Origin of the sequence: Streptomyces liangshanensis (assembly GCF_011694815.1) — a bacterium.
Classification (GTDB): Bacteria; Actinomycetota; Actinomycetes; order Streptomycetales; family Streptomycetaceae; genus Streptomyces; species Streptomyces liangshanensis.
The window spans coordinates 3,491,455-3,508,732 of record NZ_CP050177.1; the positions used below are offsets into that span (position 1 = coordinate 3,491,455).

Annotated in this window: 14 protein-coding genes and 1 pseudogene; 4 read left to right on the top strand and 11 right to left on the bottom strand. The window is 73.2% G+C overall.

The features are described from left to right. Positions 1-60: 60 nt before the first annotated feature. A complete protein-coding gene (locus HA039_RS15050) occupies positions 61-516 on the bottom strand; it encodes an ATP-binding protein (RefSeq protein WP_208298618.1) in 456 nt (151 codons plus the stop codon). Between the two features lie 103 nt (positions 517-619). Then, a complete protein-coding gene (locus tag HA039_RS15055) occupies positions 620-973 on the bottom strand; it encodes an STAS domain-containing protein (protein ID WP_003967428.1) in 354 nt (117 codons plus the stop codon). A gap of 79 nt (positions 974-1,052) precedes the next feature. On the opposite strand from HA039_RS15055, the gene HA039_RS15060 reads away from it, so the two are divergent. Next, a complete protein-coding gene (locus HA039_RS15060) occupies positions 1,053-3,695 on the top strand; it encodes a DEAD/DEAH box helicase (protein WP_243869447.1) in 2,643 nt (880 codons plus the stop codon). A gap of 70 nt (positions 3,696-3,765) precedes the next feature. On the opposite strand, the pseudogene HA039_RS33580 reads toward HA039_RS15060, so the two are convergent. The 7 genes and pseudogenes from HA039_RS33580 to ssd all read right to left on the bottom strand — a co-directional run. Beyond that, positions 3,766-3,996, bottom strand: a pseudogene (locus tag HA039_RS33580) (Rv3654c family TadE-like protein); the annotation flags it as partial. Next, complete coding sequence (locus HA039_RS15065; protein ID WP_425086345.1) at positions 3,993-4,343, bottom strand: TadE family type IV pilus minor pilin; 351 nt, start codon at positions 4,341-4,343, stop codon at positions 3,993-3,995. The pseudogene HA039_RS33580 and the gene HA039_RS15065, both read right to left, overlap by 4 nt. Positions 4,344-4,470: 127 nt before the next feature. Next, positions 4,471-4,683 (bottom strand): DUF4244 domain-containing protein, encoded by a 213-nt coding sequence (locus HA039_RS15070; protein WP_341830019.1) that lies wholly within the window; start codon positions 4,681-4,683, stop codon positions 4,471-4,473. Between the two features lie 79 nt (positions 4,684-4,762). After that, positions 4,763-5,545 (bottom strand): type II secretion system F family protein, encoded by a 783-nt coding sequence (locus tag HA039_RS15075; protein WP_167029411.1) that lies wholly within the window; start codon positions 5,543-5,545, stop codon positions 4,763-4,765. Beyond that, on the bottom strand, positions 5,542-6,441 hold the full coding sequence (locus HA039_RS15080) for a type II secretion system F family protein (protein WP_167036826.1): 900 nt from the start codon (positions 6,439-6,441) through the stop codon (positions 5,542-5,544). The genes HA039_RS15075 and HA039_RS15080 overlap by 4 nt, the downstream gene beginning before the upstream one ends. An 11-nt stretch (positions 6,442-6,452) precedes the next feature. After that, complete coding sequence (locus HA039_RS15085) at positions 6,453-7,640, bottom strand: TadA family conjugal transfer-associated ATPase (RefSeq protein WP_243869451.1); 1,188 nt, start codon at positions 7,638-7,640, stop codon at positions 6,453-6,455. After that, on the bottom strand, positions 7,637-8,734 hold the full coding sequence (ssd, locus tag HA039_RS15090; protein WP_167029414.1) for a septum site-determining protein Ssd: 1,098 nt from the start codon (positions 8,732-8,734) through the stop codon (positions 7,637-7,639). Before ssd ends, HA039_RS15085 begins: the two co-directional genes overlap by 4 nt. 539 nt (positions 8,735-9,273) lie before the next feature. Between ssd and HA039_RS15095 the strand changes: the two genes are divergently transcribed. Further along, complete coding sequence (locus HA039_RS15095) at positions 9,274-10,110, top strand: HAD family hydrolase (RefSeq protein ID WP_167029417.1); 837 nt, start codon at positions 9,274-9,276, stop codon at positions 10,108-10,110. Positions 10,111-10,636: 526 nt separating this feature from the next. Here the strand turns inward: HA039_RS15095 and HA039_RS15100 are convergent. Beyond that, positions 10,637-11,515, bottom strand: coding sequence for a Fic family protein (locus tag HA039_RS15100; RefSeq protein WP_167029420.1), 879 nt, complete (start codon positions 11,513-11,515; stop codon positions 10,637-10,639). A gap of 101 nt (positions 11,516-11,616) precedes the next feature. Between HA039_RS15100 and HA039_RS15105 the strand changes: the two genes are divergently transcribed. After that, positions 11,617-12,603, top strand: a complete 987-nt coding sequence (locus HA039_RS15105) for an ATP-binding protein (protein WP_167029423.1) — start codon at positions 11,617-11,619, stop codon at positions 12,601-12,603. Between the two features lie 74 nt (positions 12,604-12,677). Here the strand turns inward: HA039_RS15105 and HA039_RS15110 are convergent, their stop codons facing one another. After that, positions 12,678-13,955, bottom strand: a complete 1,278-nt coding sequence (locus tag HA039_RS15110; RefSeq protein WP_167029426.1) for a polysaccharide deacetylase family protein — start codon at positions 13,953-13,955, stop codon at positions 12,678-12,680. 264 nt (positions 13,956-14,219) lie between these two features. On the opposite strand from HA039_RS15110, the gene HA039_RS15115 reads away from it, so the two are divergent. Continuing rightward, positions 14,220-17,123, top strand: a complete 2,904-nt coding sequence (locus HA039_RS15115) for a SulP family inorganic anion transporter (RefSeq protein ID WP_167029430.1) — start codon at positions 14,220-14,222, stop codon at positions 17,121-17,123. The last annotated feature ends 155 nt before the right edge of the window (positions 17,124-17,278 follow it).

Consider the following 17,278-nt stretch of genomic DNA (forward strand, 5'->3'; position numbering starts at 1 on the left):
CGTTCCGGAGAACAAGAAAGACCCTGCTCAGCAGGGCCTCTCCCGAAATGAATCAAGAATTCACGACAGCGCCACGGCGTGCGCCGTCGGCCACGTCATGCGGATGACACCACCGTCGTCGTCCGAGGTGACCTGGACGTCGTCGACGAGCCCGCTGATGACCGCGAGACCCATCTCGTCCTCGCCGTCGGCCTCATGGTCGTAGAGATCGCCGGCAGGCGCTCCCCCGCTCGTCTCCGGGGTCCCGGTGGCGACGCTGCCCGTACTCGGCACCTCGTCGCCGACCTCGATGGAGAAGCTCTTCTCCTCCTCGATCAGGACGACCCTCACCGGGGCGGTGATGCCATGGCTGCGATGCAGCCCGACCGCCCGGCTGCATGCCTCACCGACCGCGAGTCTGACCTCGTCCAACACAGCTTCGTCGACCCCGGCCCGGCGTGCCACGGCGGCCGCCACCAGACGGGCCGTCCTGACATGTTCGGGCTGGGCGCTGAAGCGGAGTTCAACGGTGGCCATGCGATCCCCCTCGAACGTACGAGCGTGCAAACTCACAGGACGCGGGCGCCCGGGCGCACAGCCCGGAGCCCACCGCCCTTCCTCCGGAAGGTGGCGACCGACCTCAGTCGGTGGCCGCCACGGCCTCGTCGACCGTGGTGTGGATGGGGAACACCTTGGTCAGACCGGTGATCCGGAAGATCTTGAGAATGCGCTCCTGGTTGCAGACCAGGCGCAGCGAGCCTTCATGCGCACGCACCCGCTTGAGTCCGCCCACGAGCACGCCGAGACCGGTGGAGTCCAGGAAGTCCACGCCTTCCATGTCGACAACCAGGTGGTAGCTGCCGTCGTTCACCAACTCGACCAACTGCTCGCGCAGCTTGGGCGCGGTATACACATCAATCTCGCCACCGACCTCGACGACCGTACGGTCGCCACCAGGGCCGGACACATTGCGAGTCGACAGAGACAGGTCCACGGATCCTCCAGCACCTTGCTATCGAGCGGTCGCCCCTCGGGTCTCCCCGACGGAGCCAGGGGACGTATCGCCAGCCGCGATGGCATTCAATCACTTACCAGCAGCCATGCACGACGCCTTGGGACCATTGTCCGTCATGCCAGTGACACACTCGATGCCGATGGCCAGGAATCACCGCCCCCAAGGACCCGCCGAGAGCGGGGAAAGCCGCCCCTCCCCGGACACGGTCCTCGACCGGCTCGCCGCGGGGGCGGGTCGTGCTGCGCGCATCACCCATACGGAGCACCTGCCCCCGAGGGAGGGACGTCATGCGGTCTGGCCTGATCGCATCCGCGCGGAGGTGATCGACGCCGTCCAGCGGGCCGGGATCGACCATCCGTGGGCCCACCAGGCGACCGCCGCCGAGCACGCCCTCGACGGCGAATCCGTCGTGATCGCCACCGGCACCGCCTCCGGCAAGTCCCTCGCCTACCTCGCCCCCGTGCTGAGCACCCTCCTCGACGGCTCCGAGGCCCCCAACGGGCGCGGCGCGACCGCGCTCTACCTGGCCCCCACGAAGGCCCTCGCCGCCGACCAGCGCCGCTCCGTCAAGGAACTGGCCGCCCCGCTCGGCACGCGCGTACGCCCCGCCGTCTACGACGGGGACACCCCCGTCGAGGAACGCGAGTGGGTCAGGCAGTACGCCAACTACGTCCTGACCAATCCGGACATGCTGCACCGCGGGATACTCCCGTCCCACCCCCGCTGGGCCTCCTTCCTGCGCTCCCTGCGCTATGTCGTGATCGACGAGTGCCACACCTACCGCGGGGTCTTCGGCTCCCACGTGGCCCAGGTGCTGCGGCGGCTGCGCCGCGTCTGCGCCCGGTACGGGGCCGACCCCGTCTTCCTCCTCGCCTCCGCCACCGCCGCGAGCCCCGCCCAGGCCGCGGGACGGCTCACCGGCCTGCCCGTCCACGAGGTCGCCGACGACGCCTCCCCGCGCGGCGAGCTGGTCTTCGCCCTGTGGGAGCCCCCGCTCACCGACCTGCACGGCGAGAAGGGCGCCCCCGTCCGCCGTACCGCCACCGCCGAGACCGCCGAGCTCCTCACCGACCTCACCCTCCAGGGCGTCCGTACGGTGGCGTTCGTACGCTCCCGGCGCGGCGCCGAGCTCATCTCCGTCATCGCCCAGGAACGGCTGGCCCAGGTCGACCGCTCCCTGGTCCGCCGGGTCGCCGCCTACCGGGGCGGCTACCTGCCCGAGGAACGCCGCGCCCTGGAGCGGGCCCTGCACTCCGGCGAACTCCTCGGCCTCGCGGCCACCACCGCCCTGGAACTCGGCATCGACGTGTCCGGCCTGGAGGCCGTCCTGATCGCGGGCTACCCGGGCACCCGCGCCTCCCTGTGGCAGCAGGCGGGCCGCGCGGGCCGCGCCGGGCAGGGGGCGCTGGCCGTCCTGGTCGCGCGGGACGACCCGCTGGACACGTTCCTCGTCCACCACCCCGAGGCGCTGTTCCAGCAGCCCGTCGAGTCGACCGTCCTCGACCCGGACAACCCGTACGTCCTCGCCCCCCACCTGTGCGCGGCCGCGGCGGAGCTGCCCCTCACCGAAGAAGACCTGCCGCTCTTCGGCCCGGCCGCCGCCGGGCTACTCCCCCAGCTGGAGGCCGCGGGGCTGCTGCGGCGGCGCGCGTCCGGCTGGTACTGGACGCGCCGGCAGCGGGCCGCCGACCTCGCGGACATCCGGGGCGAGGGCGGCCGGCCCGTCCAGATCGTCGAGGCGGCGACCGGGCGGCTGCTCGGCACCGTCGACGAGCCCGCCTCGCACGCCGCCGTCCACGACGGCGCCGTCCACCTCCACCAAGGCCGCACCTACCTGGTGAAGCGGCTCGACCTGGAGGACTCGGTCGCGCTGGTCGAGGAGGCCGCCCCGCCGTACTCCACGACCGCCCGCGACACCACCGCCATCTCCGTCCTGGAGACCGACACCGAGATCCCGTGGGGCGCCGGGCGCCTCTGCTACGGCTCCGTCGAGGTCACCAACCAGGTCGTCTCCTTCCTGCGCCGCAGGCTCATCACGGGCGAGGTGCTCGGCGAGACCAAGCTCGACCTGCCGCCGCGCACGCTGCGCACCCGGGCCGTGTGGTGGACGGTCACCGAGGACCAGCTGGACGCCGCCCGGGTCAACCCGGAGCAGCTGGCCGGCGCCCTGCACGCCGCCGAGCACGCCTCGATCGGGATGCTCCCGCTCTTCGCCACGTGCGACCGCTGGGACATCGGCGGGGTGTCCGTACCGCTCCATCCGGACACGCTGCTGCCGACGGTCTTCGTGTACGACGGCCACCCCGGCGGCGCGGGCTTCGCCGAGCGGGCGTTCCACACGGCCCGTGAATGGCTCACGGCCACCCGCGAGGCGATCTCCTCCTGCGAGTGCGAGGCCGGCTGCCCCTCCTGCGTCCAGTCCCCCAAGTGCGGCAACGGCAACGAGCCCCTGCACAAGCGCGGTGCCGTCCGCCTCCTCACCGAACTGCTCAGGGGATCCCCGGCGGACTCCGCCCCCACGGCGACCCCCGCGGCACACCCCCCGGCCCCGGAGCCGGCTGCAAGGGAGCCGGTGACGTCGCCGGGGACCACGGCGACCGTGCCGCCGGCCCGGTCCCGACCCGCGCCCCGGTCCCGACCCGCGCTCCGGTCCGAACCGGAGCAGGGCCCGGCGCCTGTGGTGGCCCCGCCCGGGACCTGACCACCGGGCCGTACGGGCCGAAGCGCGCCCGTACGCTCACGTCCGCGACCTCCCCCGTCAGCGCGCACCGCACCAGCTCGGCCCCCTGGGCCGCGGCCACCTCCGCCGCCCGGTCGCAGGCGGCGGCCCGGCCCTGGAGCGCCCGCCCGGCCGCACCGAGGGCGGCCAGGTCGGCGGCGCCCCCGGCCCGGTGGCGGGTGGCGACCGCCTGGCCGAGCGCGAGGACCACCGCGAACACCGCGCACATCGCCGTCGCCGCCATCGCCGCCCAGACCGTCGCGGCCCCCCGGTCCCCGCTCATGAGGCGACCCGCACAGCCCCAGGGCCTCCAAGGCCGCCTCCAGAGCCGCCCTGGGCGTCCTCGGCCGGAGCCACGGCCTCCGCACCGAGCGTGAGGGCGAGCGCGCCCGGCCCCGGCATGGGGGCCTCCACCCGTACCCGCCACAGGTCGCCGGACCGCGCCATCGTGATCCGCGCGCCCTCCGGAGCGGCCGACCGGGCCGCCGCCAACGCCTCGGCCCCGGGCTCCGACCTGGCAGCCGCCCGCGCCCCCGCCCGCGCCGCGTCGACGCACCGGATCTGCGCGGCGGCCGCCCACAGCCCCCAGACCAGCGCCAGCGTGAACGCCACCAGCACCGGCACGGCCATCGCCGCCTCCACCGTCACCGACCCCCGGTCACCCGCCACGGACCGCCGGCGGCCCACCCGGGGTCGACCGGATGATCGCCACGACCGCCCCACCGTTCGCCGAAGGTCCCGCACCGGGCGCCGGGCGTCAGTAGCGCGCACCGAGCGCCTCCCCGATGACCGACCGCAGCGCCTCGGAGACCTGTCCGCCCGTGACGACCTTGTAGAGCACCGCCGCCAGCGCCGCGGCGGCCAGCGTCACCATGGCGAACTCCGTCGTCGCCATCCCCGCGTCCGTCCAGGCCCCGCGCAGCCGCAGCCACCGCACGCCCGCCCGCATCCCCATGACGATCTTCCTCATGCCTGCCTCCCGTGATCCGCGAAATGAACATGAACTCGAAGGGTGAAAAGGCCTCGCGACCGTTGACAGCTGCCGCGCCTCACCTGCCGCGCAGCAACCCGCCCGCCAGGCCCACCACCACCGGCGCCACCCCCAGGGCCAGGAACGCGGGCAGGAAGCACAGGCCCACCGGCGCGGTGATCAGCACCTGCGCCCGCTGGGCCCTGGCCAGCGCCGCACGGGCCCGGTCCGCCCGGAGGCCTTCGGCCAGCCGCGCCACCGGCTCGGCCGCGGGCGCCCCGCTGGCCCCGGCCCGCTCCAGGCACCTGGCCAGCCCCGCCGCGCCCGGTATCGCGCCGAACCTCCCCCACACCTGAGCCGGTTCACCGCCGAGCCGAAGCTCCGCCGCCGTCCGGGCCAGCCGCTCCCCGACCGGTCCGCCCAGCGACTCACCGACCGCCGCGGCCGCCTCACGCGGGCCCGCCCCGGCGGCGACACAGGCCGCCAGGAGATCCGCGGCGAGCGGCAGCCGGCGCGCCACCTCGGCCTCGTCGGCGGCGACGGCGTCCTGGTCCGGCGTCCGGCCCCGCGCCCACCGCCACACCCCGTACGCCGCCGCGCACCCCACGATCCAGCCGGTCACGCCTCCGACCAGCGCACAGCCGACAACCAGCGCCCCGAACACCGGGACCCAGCGCCGCGCCCGAGCCCGCACGTCCGGCCACGGTCGCCGCCGCCGCCCGTACTCCACGGCTAGGACACCCGCGAGCCGCCTGCGCACGCGCCGCTCGGACCGCACCGCCCCCACCGCGAACCACACGCACCCGACAGCGGCCAACGCCCAGACCACCACCCACAACAGATGGCTCAACTCCCCACTCATGTCCCCATCCCCGTCCGCACGATCCGGCCGGCCCACCACAGACCGGCCCCCTCCAACAACCCGCCGACCACCAGGCAGCCGCACCCGGCCGGCGTGTGCAGCAGCACGCGCAACGGATCCGCGCCGAGCGCCCAGCCCATCGCCAGGCCCAGCACCGGGAGGAGCCCGAGCACCGCGACCGTCGACCACGCCCCGGCCAACTGGGCCCGCAAGGCCTCCCGCTGCTCCCTCTCGGCCCGCAGGGCCGCCTCCAACCGGTCGAGACCGGCGGCCAGACCCGCCCCGCCGTCCACGGCCACCCGCCAACAGGCCGCCAGCCCGGCCAGCCCTTCGCATCCGGGCTCCCGCGCCGCCCGCCGCAGCGCCTCGGACACGTCGCCCCCGAACCGCGCGGCGGCCACCACCCGGGCCTCGCCGTCGCCCAGGCCACCGGTCGCCACGGCCGCCGCCAGCAACGCCGGGACGGGCTGCGCACCGGACCGCAACTCCCCCGCCGCCGCCCCGCACAACGCGACGACACCCCCGGCCCGCCGCTCGGCCGCCCTCGCCCGCTCCCCGGCCCGCAACCGCCGCCGCACGAACGGCACCGCGACCGCGCCTCCGACCAGCGGCAGCACCGAGTCGCCCAGCACCGCGAGCACCACCGCCACCGGCAGACAGAGCCACTCCCCGCGCAACCGCCGCGCCCCCAGCACGACGCGCACCCGCCACCGCCGCCACAACACCGCGCCGGACCACCGACCGACCCCGGCACGGCCACCGTCCACACCGTGGGCCGCCCCCTCCGGGCCGTCCACGAACAGCACCGTGGCCCGCCTCACCGCCGCGTCGCGGTCAACCGTCAGCCACGCCGCGACCCCCGCGCAGAGCATCGCCGCGTACGCCGCGGCCGACATCGGCACCGTCGTCACAGCGCACCCCCGATCAGCATCAACAGCCGTGGCCAGCCCCGGTCGTACGCGAACGCCTCCTCGCCCCACCGCAACGCGGGCACCGGCACCACCAGCCCCGCGCTGTCCCGCTCCAGCACGTCCACCTCCGCGACCCGCCGCCGCCCCTCCCGGTCCCGCACCAGATGGATCACCACCGACAGCGCGGCCGCCAACTGGCTGTGCAGCGCCGCCCGGTCGAGACCCGCCGCCGTCCCGAGAGCCTCCAGCCGGGCGGGCACATCGGCCGCCGCATTGGCGTGCACCGTCCCGCAGCCGGCATGACCCGTGTTGAGCGCGGCCAGCAGGCTCGTCACCTCAGGCCCGCGCACCTCGCCGACGACCAGCCGGTCGGGCCGCATCCGCAACGCCTGCCGGACCAGGTCCTCCAGCGTCACCAGGCCCGCGCCCTCCTGATTCGCCGGCCGGCACTCCAGCCGCACCACATGCGGATGATCCGGCCGCAGCTCCGCCGAGTCCTCGGCCAGGACGATCCGCTCCCGCTGGCCGACCAGCCCGAGCAAGGTCGAGAGAAGGGTTGTCTTTCCCGTGCCGGTCCCGCCGCTGATCAGGAACGACTGCCGCGCTTGGACCAGGGCGCGCAGCACCCGGTCCCCGCCCGGCGGGACCGTCCCCGCCGCGGCCAACTCCCCCAGCGAGAAGGCCTTGGGCCGCACCACCCGCAGCGAGAGATACGGCGATCCGACCGCCACCGGCGGCAGGACCGCGTGCATCCGGGTGCCGTCGGGCAGCCGGGCGTCCACCCAGGGCCTCGCGTCGTCCAGCCGCCGCCCGGCCACCGCCGCCAGCCGTTGCGCGAGCCTCCGCACGGAAGCCGCGTCCGCGAACGCCACCCCCGTCAGCTCCAGTCCGCCGCCCCGGTCCACCCACACCCGGTCGGGCGCCGAAACCAGGACGTCCGTCACCGAGGGGTCGGCGAGCAGCGGCTCCAGCGGCCCCGTGCCCACCAGCTCGCACCTCAACTCCTCCGCCGCACCGAGCACTTCCGCGTCCCCGAGCAACCGCCCCTGGGCCCGCAGCGCCGCCGCCACCCGTGCCGGGGTCGGCTCCGCCCCGCTCTCCGCCAGCCGCTGCCGCACGGCGTCCAGCAGACCGCCCGCCGCCGTCCCGCCGTACGGGATCTCGTCCCGCGCGCGGCCGGTCACGGGCTCACGCTCCCCTCGCCGGCGAGCGCCCGCTCCCAGAACGCCGTACAGAACGCGGCGAGCGGCCCACGCGCACTCGATCCCGGCGGCGCACCCCCGTCCTGCGCCTCGGCCAGCCCCGGCTCCCACGGCAGCTCACCCACCAGCGGCAACCCGAGCGCGCCCGCGATCCACCGCTCGTCCAGCCCCGCCGCGTACGGCCCCCGGACCACGGCCCGCAGGTCCTGGAGGACCATCCCGACCATGGCGGCCACCCGGCCTGCCGCCGCCACGGCCCGCAGCTCGGCGGGCACCACCAGCAGCCCCAGATCCACCTGGGCCAGGGCCTCCGCCATGGCCTCGTCGATCCGGCGCGGCAGATCCACCACCACGATCCCGCCGCGCCTGCGGGCAGCGGCGAGCACGGACCGCATGGCCTCGGGCTGCACCACCACCGCGTCACCGCGATCCCAGCTCAGCACCCGTAATTCGTGCAGCCGGGGCAGCGACTCCTCCAGCGCGCCGCCCGCGACCCGGCCCTTCGAGGCCGCGAAGTCCGGCCAGCGCCGGCCTTCGGTCTGCTCGCCGCCGAGGAGCACGTCGAGGCCGCCGCCCAGCGGATCGGCGTCGATCAGCATCGTGCGGCGCCCGGCCCGCGCGGCGGTGACGGCCAGCGCGCAGGCCAGGGTCGAGGCGCCCGCCCCACCCCGCCCGCCGATCACGCCGACGGTGAGGGCCTGCCGGCCCACGCCCTCCGTCGCGTCGGCGATCCGGTCGACCAGCCAGCCTTCCGCGTCGGGAAGCCGCAGGACACAGTCGGCGCCGATCTCCACGGCGCGGCGCCACACGTCCGGATCGTCCTGGTCCCGGCCCACCAGCATCACGCCCCGCCGGCGGGTGGCACCGCGGCAGCGCGCCGCCGCGTCGTCCCCGACGAGAACCATCGGCGCGTCCTCCCAGCACCCCTTCGCCGCCGGCACCCCGTGGTGGACCTGCGGCTCGGCGCCCGCCGCGGCGCACAGCCGCAGCAGGTCGTCCAGCAGGTCCGCGTCCTCGGTCACGATCAGCGGTCCCGCCCGCCGCCCTCCGGCGACCTGCGACCGATCGGATGTCATGGATCCCGCCACGATCTCCGCCCCCTCATCCCCGCTCGATGCCGGAACGCCTCGATCCGTGATCCGCGAGCGCTTCTCGGCGATCTCGCGGGAATCCGGTATCGGCGATTCCGGCTGCCGCGGACTTCGCGGTCGGAATCACCGTGCGGGGGAACGGAAAATCTTGTGGATCTTGGTCAAAAACTGTGGACAACTCACAGGTTGTGAATAACTCGCTCGCTCGTACCGGTGACTTCCGGAGCGCAGCGCATCGGCTACGCAGAGTGAGGGGTATGAATGAAAACGCGCCGCCGCACGCCGAGCCGTCGAGAGGGACCGAGAGAGAGGGGACAGCGGGATCCGAGAGCCGAAAACGCGTCCGGACATGCGACGACCCCCGCCGGGGGGGAGAGCGGGGGTCGTCCCCACGGCCTGACTCGGGGGGGGAGGAGTCGGGCCGGGTTAGCACGGTCGCGAACGATCCGTGACTTCCATGGTGTACCCGAGGGGCTTCTCAGGCAAACCCACGCGCCGGACCTTACGCCGAATGGTGGGCGCATATGCTCACCCTCGTGGAAATCCGCTCCTTGCCGCGCACAGCTGCCTTCTTTGACCTGGACAAGACGGTCATTGCGAAGTCATCGACGTTGACCTTCAGCAAGCCCTTCTACCAAGGCGGTCTGATCAACCGCCGGGCGGTACTACGGACCGCTTACGCGCAGTTCGTCTTCCTCGCGGGAGGCGCCGATCACGACCAGATGGAGCGGATGCGCGAGTACCTCTCCGCGCTCTGCAAAGGCTGGAACGTCTCACAGGTCAAGGAGATCGTCGCAGAGACCCTGCACGACCTCATCGACCCCATCATCTACGACGAAGCGGCGTCCCTCATCGAGGACCACCACACCGCCGGCCGGGACGTGGTGATCGTCTCCACCTCGGGCGCCGAGGTGGTCGAACCGATCGGTGAACTCCTGGGCGCCGACCGGGTGGTGGCGACCCGGATGGCCGTCGGCCCCGACGGTTGCTTCACCGGCGAGGTGGAGTACTACGCGTACGGACCGACCAAGGCCGAGGCGGTCAAGGCGCTCGCCGAGTCGGAGGGCTACGACCTGTCGCGCTGCTACGCGTACAGCGACTCCATCACGGACGTACCGATGCTCCAGTCCGTCGGCCATCCGTACGCGGTCAATCCGGACCGATCGCTGCGGCGTGAGGCGATCGCGCGCGACTGGCCGATCCTGGTCTTCAGCCGGCCCGTTCGGCTGAAGCGACGCCTGCCCGCCCTGTCGATGCCGCCGCGCCCGGCGTTGGTGGCCGCGGCCGCCGTGGGCGCGGCGGCGGCCACGGCGGGGCTGGTCTGGTACGCCAGCCGTCGCAGGACGGCGACGCCCGTGTGACCGCCTCACCCACGTCACCCGCTGCGCCGACTCCACCCGCTTCACCCGCGCGCGCCCGGTCGCCCCTTTCCTGGGAACCGGCTGTCCGTTTCACCCCTGTTTGAACGTGAAAGTAAAGAAGTCGGGCCGGGGGTTTCGCATCCCTGGGGAGAGGAGTACAAAGGAATCAACGGCCCGCGAGACCAAGGACATCCGAGAGGATCACCTGAGAAACGCTTGAGGCCCCACGGACCGAAGCACGGAAGTCGAGTACCCACGCGACGTCGACCCGTCGATTACGGGCCAGCCGCACCAGGTGACGGGCGAAGATCCCGGCCTGATGGGCACTACTTCGAGGACGCTTGGTAACTCGGCGGACGTGTTGGCGGCGGCATCGAATGTGATGCCGCCGCAATTACGTCCGGACGCGACGCGAATTCGGACCCGGAGACCGCGCCGAACGAATGCGGGGCGAATTCACCGGAGCGCCCGATTCGGAAGCGCCGACCGGTCAGGCCGGGTCGGGTGCGATGAGCAGGGCGTCAGGTCAGGCCGCGCCGCGCTGGAGGGCTTCGCACACCGCCGTGGACTCCCGTACGCCCAGCTCGATCGCGCGGGCGCAGTGCGCGATCCACGTGACCATCCCGTCCGGGGTGCCCGACAGGTAGCCCGCGAAGGCGGCGGCGTACGCGGCCCGGCCCAGCTCCGCGTGGCCGGCCTCCGCGGGACAGACCGACTTGGGGTCGAGCCCGCTGCCGGTCAGCACGATGCGTTCGGCGGCGCGCGCCACGAGGCCGTTGTACGAGCCGAACGGGCGCAGCGCCAGGAGTTCGCCGTGGACCACCGCGGCCGTCACCAGGGCCGGCGCCGAACTCCCCGCCAGGATCAGGGCCGACAGCCCCTTCAGCCGTCCCGCCACCTCGTCGGCGCCGGGGAGCGGCGCCTCGGTCAGCGGTCCGGTGGCGTCGGCGCCGGGGGTCTCCGTCACGCGTTCGCCGTGGAGCCGGGGACGCCCGACCGTGTCATCGGCGGGGCCCGCGCCGCCCGCCGCCACCAGATGCAGCCGGGCCAGCACCCGTACCGGTGACTGGTCCCAGATGGAGAGGAGTTGGCCGGCCTCGGCGGTCAGGCGCAGGGCGGCGCCGACCGTGCGGGCCTCGTCGTCGGCGCCGAAGTCGCTGCGCCTGCGCACCTCTTCCAGCGCCCAGTCGGCGCCGGACAGCGCGGCGGAACCACGCGCGGCGCGCAGGGCCGCCTCCGAGGTGACCTCGTTGCTGCGGCGGCGCATGACCCGGTGGCCGTAGACGCGGTCGACCGCCCTGCGCACGGAATCCACCGCGTCGGGGACACCCGGCAGGGAGGCCAGCGCGAGCAGGGGTTCCTCCGGCCGCGGAGCGGAAGAGGCGTCAGAGGCAGTCGTACTCATAAGTAGCAAGGCTACGCGCCCGGAACGGGGGCCCTACCTTGGAGTGGACTTCTTCACTGAATGTGATCGGCGAACACAGAGAGCCGCTAACCTATGTGAACATGAAGATCGCTTTCGTGGGTAAGGGCGGCAGCGGCAAGACCACGCTGTCCTCGCTCTTCATCCGCCACCTGACCGCCAATGAGGCTCCCGTCGTCGCGGTGGACGCCGACATCAACCAGCACCTGGGGGCCGCGCTCGGCCTCACGGACGAGGAGGCGGCCGCGCTGCCCGCGCTCGGCGCGCACCTTCCGCTGATCAAGGACTATCTGCGCGGCAGCAATCCGCGGATCGCGTCCGCCGAGGCAATGATCAAGACGACTCCGCCGGGCGAGGGGTCGCGGTTGCTCCGGGTGAACGAGGACAACCCGGTGTACGACGCGTGCGCGCGGCCCGTCCGGCTGGACGACGGGGAGATCCGGCTGATGGCGACCGGGCCCTTCACGGAGTCGGACCTCGGGGTGGCCTGCTACCACTCCAAGGTCGGCGCGGTCGAGCTGTGCCTGAACCACCTGGTCGACGGGCCGGACGAGTACGTCGTCGTCGACATGACGGCCGGTTCCGACTCGTTCGCGTCGGGGATGTTCACGCGGTTCGACATGACGTTCCTGGTGGCCGAGCCGACCCGCAAGGGGGTGTCGGTCTACCGCCAGTACAAGGAGTACGCGCGGGACTTCGGCGTCTCCCTGAAGGTCGTCGGCAACAAGGTGCAGGGGGAGGACGACCTGGACTTCCTCCGCCAGGAGGTGGGCGACGACCTGCTCGTCACCATGGCGCACTCCAACTGGGTCCGGGCGATGGAGAAGGGCCGCCCGCCCCGCTTCGAACTGCTGGAGACGGACAACCGCTGCGCGCTCCAGACCCTCCAGGACGCGGCGGAGGACTCGTACGCGAACCGCGACTGGGAGCGGTACACCCGGCAGATGGTCCACTTCCACCTCAGGAACGCGGAGAGCTGGGGCAACGCGAAGACGGGCGTCGACCTGGCTTCCCAGGTCGACCCCGCCTTCATCCTCAGCGAAGCCTCAGCCGTCCCCCTGCCCGGCTGAGACCCCGCTGTGCCTCGGTCGCCGCGCCCCGGCCGGCGGTCCCGCGCCGGCCGAGGCCGCGTCGCCCGGCCCGGTCAGTGCTTCGCTTGCGGGCCTGCCGGGGCCACGGAGGGGGTGAGGGTGGCCGGGTCCGTCATGTACGGGGCCCAGCCGCCCTTCGGCGCCTGGCCGACGCCGAGACCGCGCAGCTTCTCGAGGATCACCGGGTCCTGCGTGTCCAGCCAGTCGGCCAGCTGACGGAACGACACGCAGCGCACGTCCCGCTTGACGCAGACCGTCTTGATCGTCTCCTCGACGGCGCGCATGTACGTGCCGCCGTTCCAGGACTCGAAGTGGTTGCCGATGATCAGCGGGGCGCGGTTGCCGTCGTACGCGCGGTCGAAGGCCTTCAGCAGCCCGTCCCGCATCTGGTTGCCCCAGTACGTGTGCTTGGCCGGGTCGCCCTTCGTGGTCCCCGACTGGTTGAACATGAAGTTGTAGTCCATCGACAGCGTCTCGAAGGCGCGCCCCGGCACCGGGACCAGCTGGAGCGGCAGGTCCCACAGGCCCTCGGTCTTCTTCGGCCAGACCTGGTTGCCGACGCCGCTGGAGTCGTAGCGGAAGCCCATCGTCCGCCCGGCCAGCATCATGTTCTTCTGCCCTTCCAGGCAGGGGGTGCGGCCGCCGACCAGTTCCTTGTCGTAGTCGAAGGGCAGCGGCGGCTCGTTCGTGAGCCCCGCGTTGGTCTTCCAGCCCTTCACGAACGCCTTGGCCTGGCTGATCTCGCTCTTCCACTCGTCGACCGACCAGGTGCCGACGCCACCGTCCTTGCCGCAGAAGTGGCCGTTGAAGTGCGTGCCGATCTCGTTGCCGTCGCGCCAGGCGCCCCGGAGCTGCCGCAGGGTGTCGGAGATCCCCTTGGTGTCGTTGAAGCCGATGTCCGAGCTGCCGGAGGCGTGCTGCGGCGGGTCGTACTGCCGGGCCTTCTCCTTGGGGAGGAGATAGACGCCGCTGAGGAAGTACGTCATGGTCGCGTCGTACTTCCGGCCCACCTCGCGGAAGTGGGAGAAGAGGCGCTGGCTGTCCTCGCCCGCCCCGTCCCACGAGAACACCACGAACTGCGGGGGCTTCTGACCGGGCTTCAACCGGAGCTGCTTGGGCAGGCGCGGCTGCGCACCGGTGTACGCGGTGGACCCGTCGCCGATGAGCCGTACGACGTTCTTGGGCGCGGCCGGGGCCTTCTTGGCCCCGTGCGCGCCCTTCTCGGCCGCGGGGCCGTCCCCCGGGGCGCCGGCGCCCGAGCAACCGGCGAGTCCGACGGCGAGCGCCGTGACGACGGCGCCGAAGGTGATTCTCTTTCTGGCGGCCAGCATCCGCCCACCTCTTCCTTCAGGTTTCGCGTACCGAAGTGCCGAGCGCCGCCAACCTCGCATCACGACCAAAAGGAAGATGAAACGACAAGCCGTACAAAATTACTAATCACTAGTTCGAGTGATTGATTACCCCAATTGACTGGAAAGTCCTGCCTGAGTCTTTACTCTGCATTACGATCTGTTTACCTAGATTTGCCTTCGGCTTCCCCACCGCCGCGTCCCCCCACGTTCCGCGACCGCGCCGCCCCGGAGGAGACGGGAATCATGTCTGCTCGCGTACCCACTCGCGCCGACCGCGCGTCCCGATCGACCCGTACCGACCCGTCCGACCCGTCGTCCCCCGGCTCCGAGTCCGGTTCCGAGTCCGGTTCCCGGTCCGGATCCGACTCGGGCTCCGGCTCCGGCGCCCGGCCCCCCTTCCGGTCCCGGTTCCGTTTCCGGATCGCCGGGGCCGACCTGTCCGCCTCCGTCACCGTCTTCCTGATCGCGCTGCCGCTCTCGCTCGGCATCGCGCTCGCCACCGGCGCGCCGCTCCAGGGCGGCCTGGTCGCGGCGGCCGTCGGCGGCCTGGTCGTCGGCCGTCTCGGCGGCGCCCCGCTCCAGGTGAGCGGACCGGCCGCGGGGCTCACGGTCGTGACGGCCGATCTGATCCAGCTGTACGGCTGGCGCACGACCTGCGCCATCACCGTCTGCGCCGGCCTCGCCCAACTCGCCCTCTCGGCGCTGCGGGTGGCCCGCTCCGCCCTCGCCGTCAGCCCGGCGATCGTGCACGGCATGCTCGCCGGCATCGGGGTCACGATCGCCCTGTCCCAGCTCCACATCGTGCTGGGCGGCTCCCCGCAGAGCTCCGCCGTCGCCAACGTCAAGGGGCTGCCGGCCCAGCTGGCGGACCTGCACCCCGGCGCGCTGTCGGTCAGCGCGTTCACGATCGTCGTGCTGCTCGCGTGGCCGCGGATCCCGGGGCGCGGCGGCCGGATCGTACGGAAGGTCCCCGCCACGCTCGCCGCGGTGGCCCTGGCGACCTCGGTGGCCGCCGTCTTCGGGGTGAGCCTCCCCCGGGTCGACCTGCCCTCGTGGCGCAACCACGCCCTCCCGGAGCTGCCCGAGGGGCCGGTGCTCGGGCTGATCGCCGCGGTGCTGACGGTCACGCTGGTCGGCAGCGTCGAGTCGCTGCTCTCCGCGGTCGCCGTGGACAAGCTGGTGGCCGCGCGCAAGGAGCCGGCCGTCCGGATCCCGCGCGCCCGTCTCGACCGCGAGCTGTTCGGTCAGGGGTCGGGCAACGTCCTGTCCGGCGCGCTCGGCGGGCTGCCCATCACGGGCGTCGCCGTCCGCAGCTCGGCCAACGTGGCGGCCGGCGCGGTGAGCCGGAACTCGACGATGCTCCACGGGCTGTGGGTCGCGGTCGCGGCGCTGCTGCTGGTGCCGGTGCTCGACCTCATCCCCCTGGCGGCGCTGGCCGCGCTGGTGATGGTCGTGGGGATCCAGATGGTCAACCTCGTCCATCTGCGCAGCGTGAAGCGGAACCGCGAGATGCTGGTGTACGCGGTGACGCTGGCCGGGGTGGTGTTCACCGGCGTCCTCGAAGGGGTGGCGATCGGGATCGCCGTCGCGGTGGCGGTCGCGATGCACCGGCTGACCAGGACGCGGATCACGGTGGCCGAGCGGAACGGTGTCCACCGCATCCGGGTCCGGGGCCAGTTGACGTTCCTGGCGGTGCCGCGACTCAGCCGGATCCTCCAGGAGGTGCCGCAGCGCGCGGACAGCGTGGTCGAGCTGGACGGGTCCTTCATGGACCACGCGGCGTACGAGGCGTTGCACGACTGGCAGACGGCGCATCTCGCGCAAGGGGGGACGGTGGAGTTCACCGGGCGGGCCGGCGGGAGGATCGCCGAGCCGACGACGGAGCTCCAGTCCTGTTGCCGTCCGTGGACGCCGTGGCGCAACCACCACTGCGGGGAGCACCCTGCGGCGGAGGCGACGCGGGAGGCGGCCGTCGCCGAGGTGTCGGGCGCGAGTCCGTCCTCGGACGTGGCCCCGGCAGACGTGCCCGCGACGGAGCCGACAGCGCCCGGCACGACGGCGGTCAGCGCGATGACGCCCGACACGACGACGGCCGACGCAACGACGGCCGACGCAACGACGGCCGAAGCGACCGCGCCCGGGGCGACGGCCTCCGGCCCGGGCCCGCTCGACAAGACCGCCCCCTCGGTCGCTCCGACCTCGCCCGGGGACCACCCTTCCGAGGACCACCCCTCCGAGAACCACCCCTCCGAGAACCACCTGCCCGAGGGCCACGCCTCCGGGGCCCCCTCCGGGAACCTCTCGGCGCACATCAACGCGCTCAACGCCGGCACGCCCACCCCTGACCTGTCCGCCACCGCTCCCTCCCCCGCCACCCCCCGCGTCACCGAGCCCCACCCCGGGCGGCGGCCCGCGGGCGGCGGGGCGAGCAGTCGTCAACTGGCCAGCGGGATCAGCTCGTTCCAGCGCAACACGGCTCCCCATGTCCGGGAGGAGCTGGCGCGGCTCGCCCGCGAGGGGCAGCGCCCGTCGCAGCTCTTCCTCACCTGCGCGGACTCCCGCCTGGTCACCAGCATGATCACGTCCAGCGGTCCGGGCGACCTCTTCACCGTACGGAACGTCGGGAACCTCGTGCCGCACCCCGGCGCCGACGGCGCGCACGGTACGGGGGACGACTCGGTGGCGGCCGCGATCGAGTACGCCGTGGACGTCCTCCGCGTCCAGTCCATCACCGTCTGCGGGCACTCCGGATGCGGCGCGATGCAGGCCCTGTTGAACACGCCGGACGTCAACGGCGAGCCCCGCACCCCCCTGCGGCGCTGGTTGCGGCACGGGCAGCCGAGCCTGGACCGGATGAAGAGCAAACGTCACTCCTGGGCCAGGATCTCCGGACGGCTGCCGGCCGACGCGGTCGAGCAGCTCTGCCTGACCAACGTCGTCCAGCAGTTGGAGCACCTGCGCGCCCATGACGCGGTCGCGCGCGGACTGGCCGACGGGAGGCTGGAGTTGCACGGCATGTACTTCCACGTCGGCGAGGCGCAGGCGTACCTGCTGGCCGACGGCAGTACGACGGGCAGTTCGGGCGGCGGCGACGAAGAGGTGTTCAACCGCGTGGCTCCCACGGCCCTGGAGGGCTCGCGCGCCTGAACCGTAGGCGCCTCCCGTCCGTGAGAGTGTGTGGCCCGCCGTGGCCCTCTTCCCCGCCGCCCGGGGCGGAGGGCCACGCCCCGTCGTACCCGAAGAGCCTCCGCGGCAGGGCCGTACCCCACACAGGTCTAAACCAATTGCCGGAAGGGCCTTGT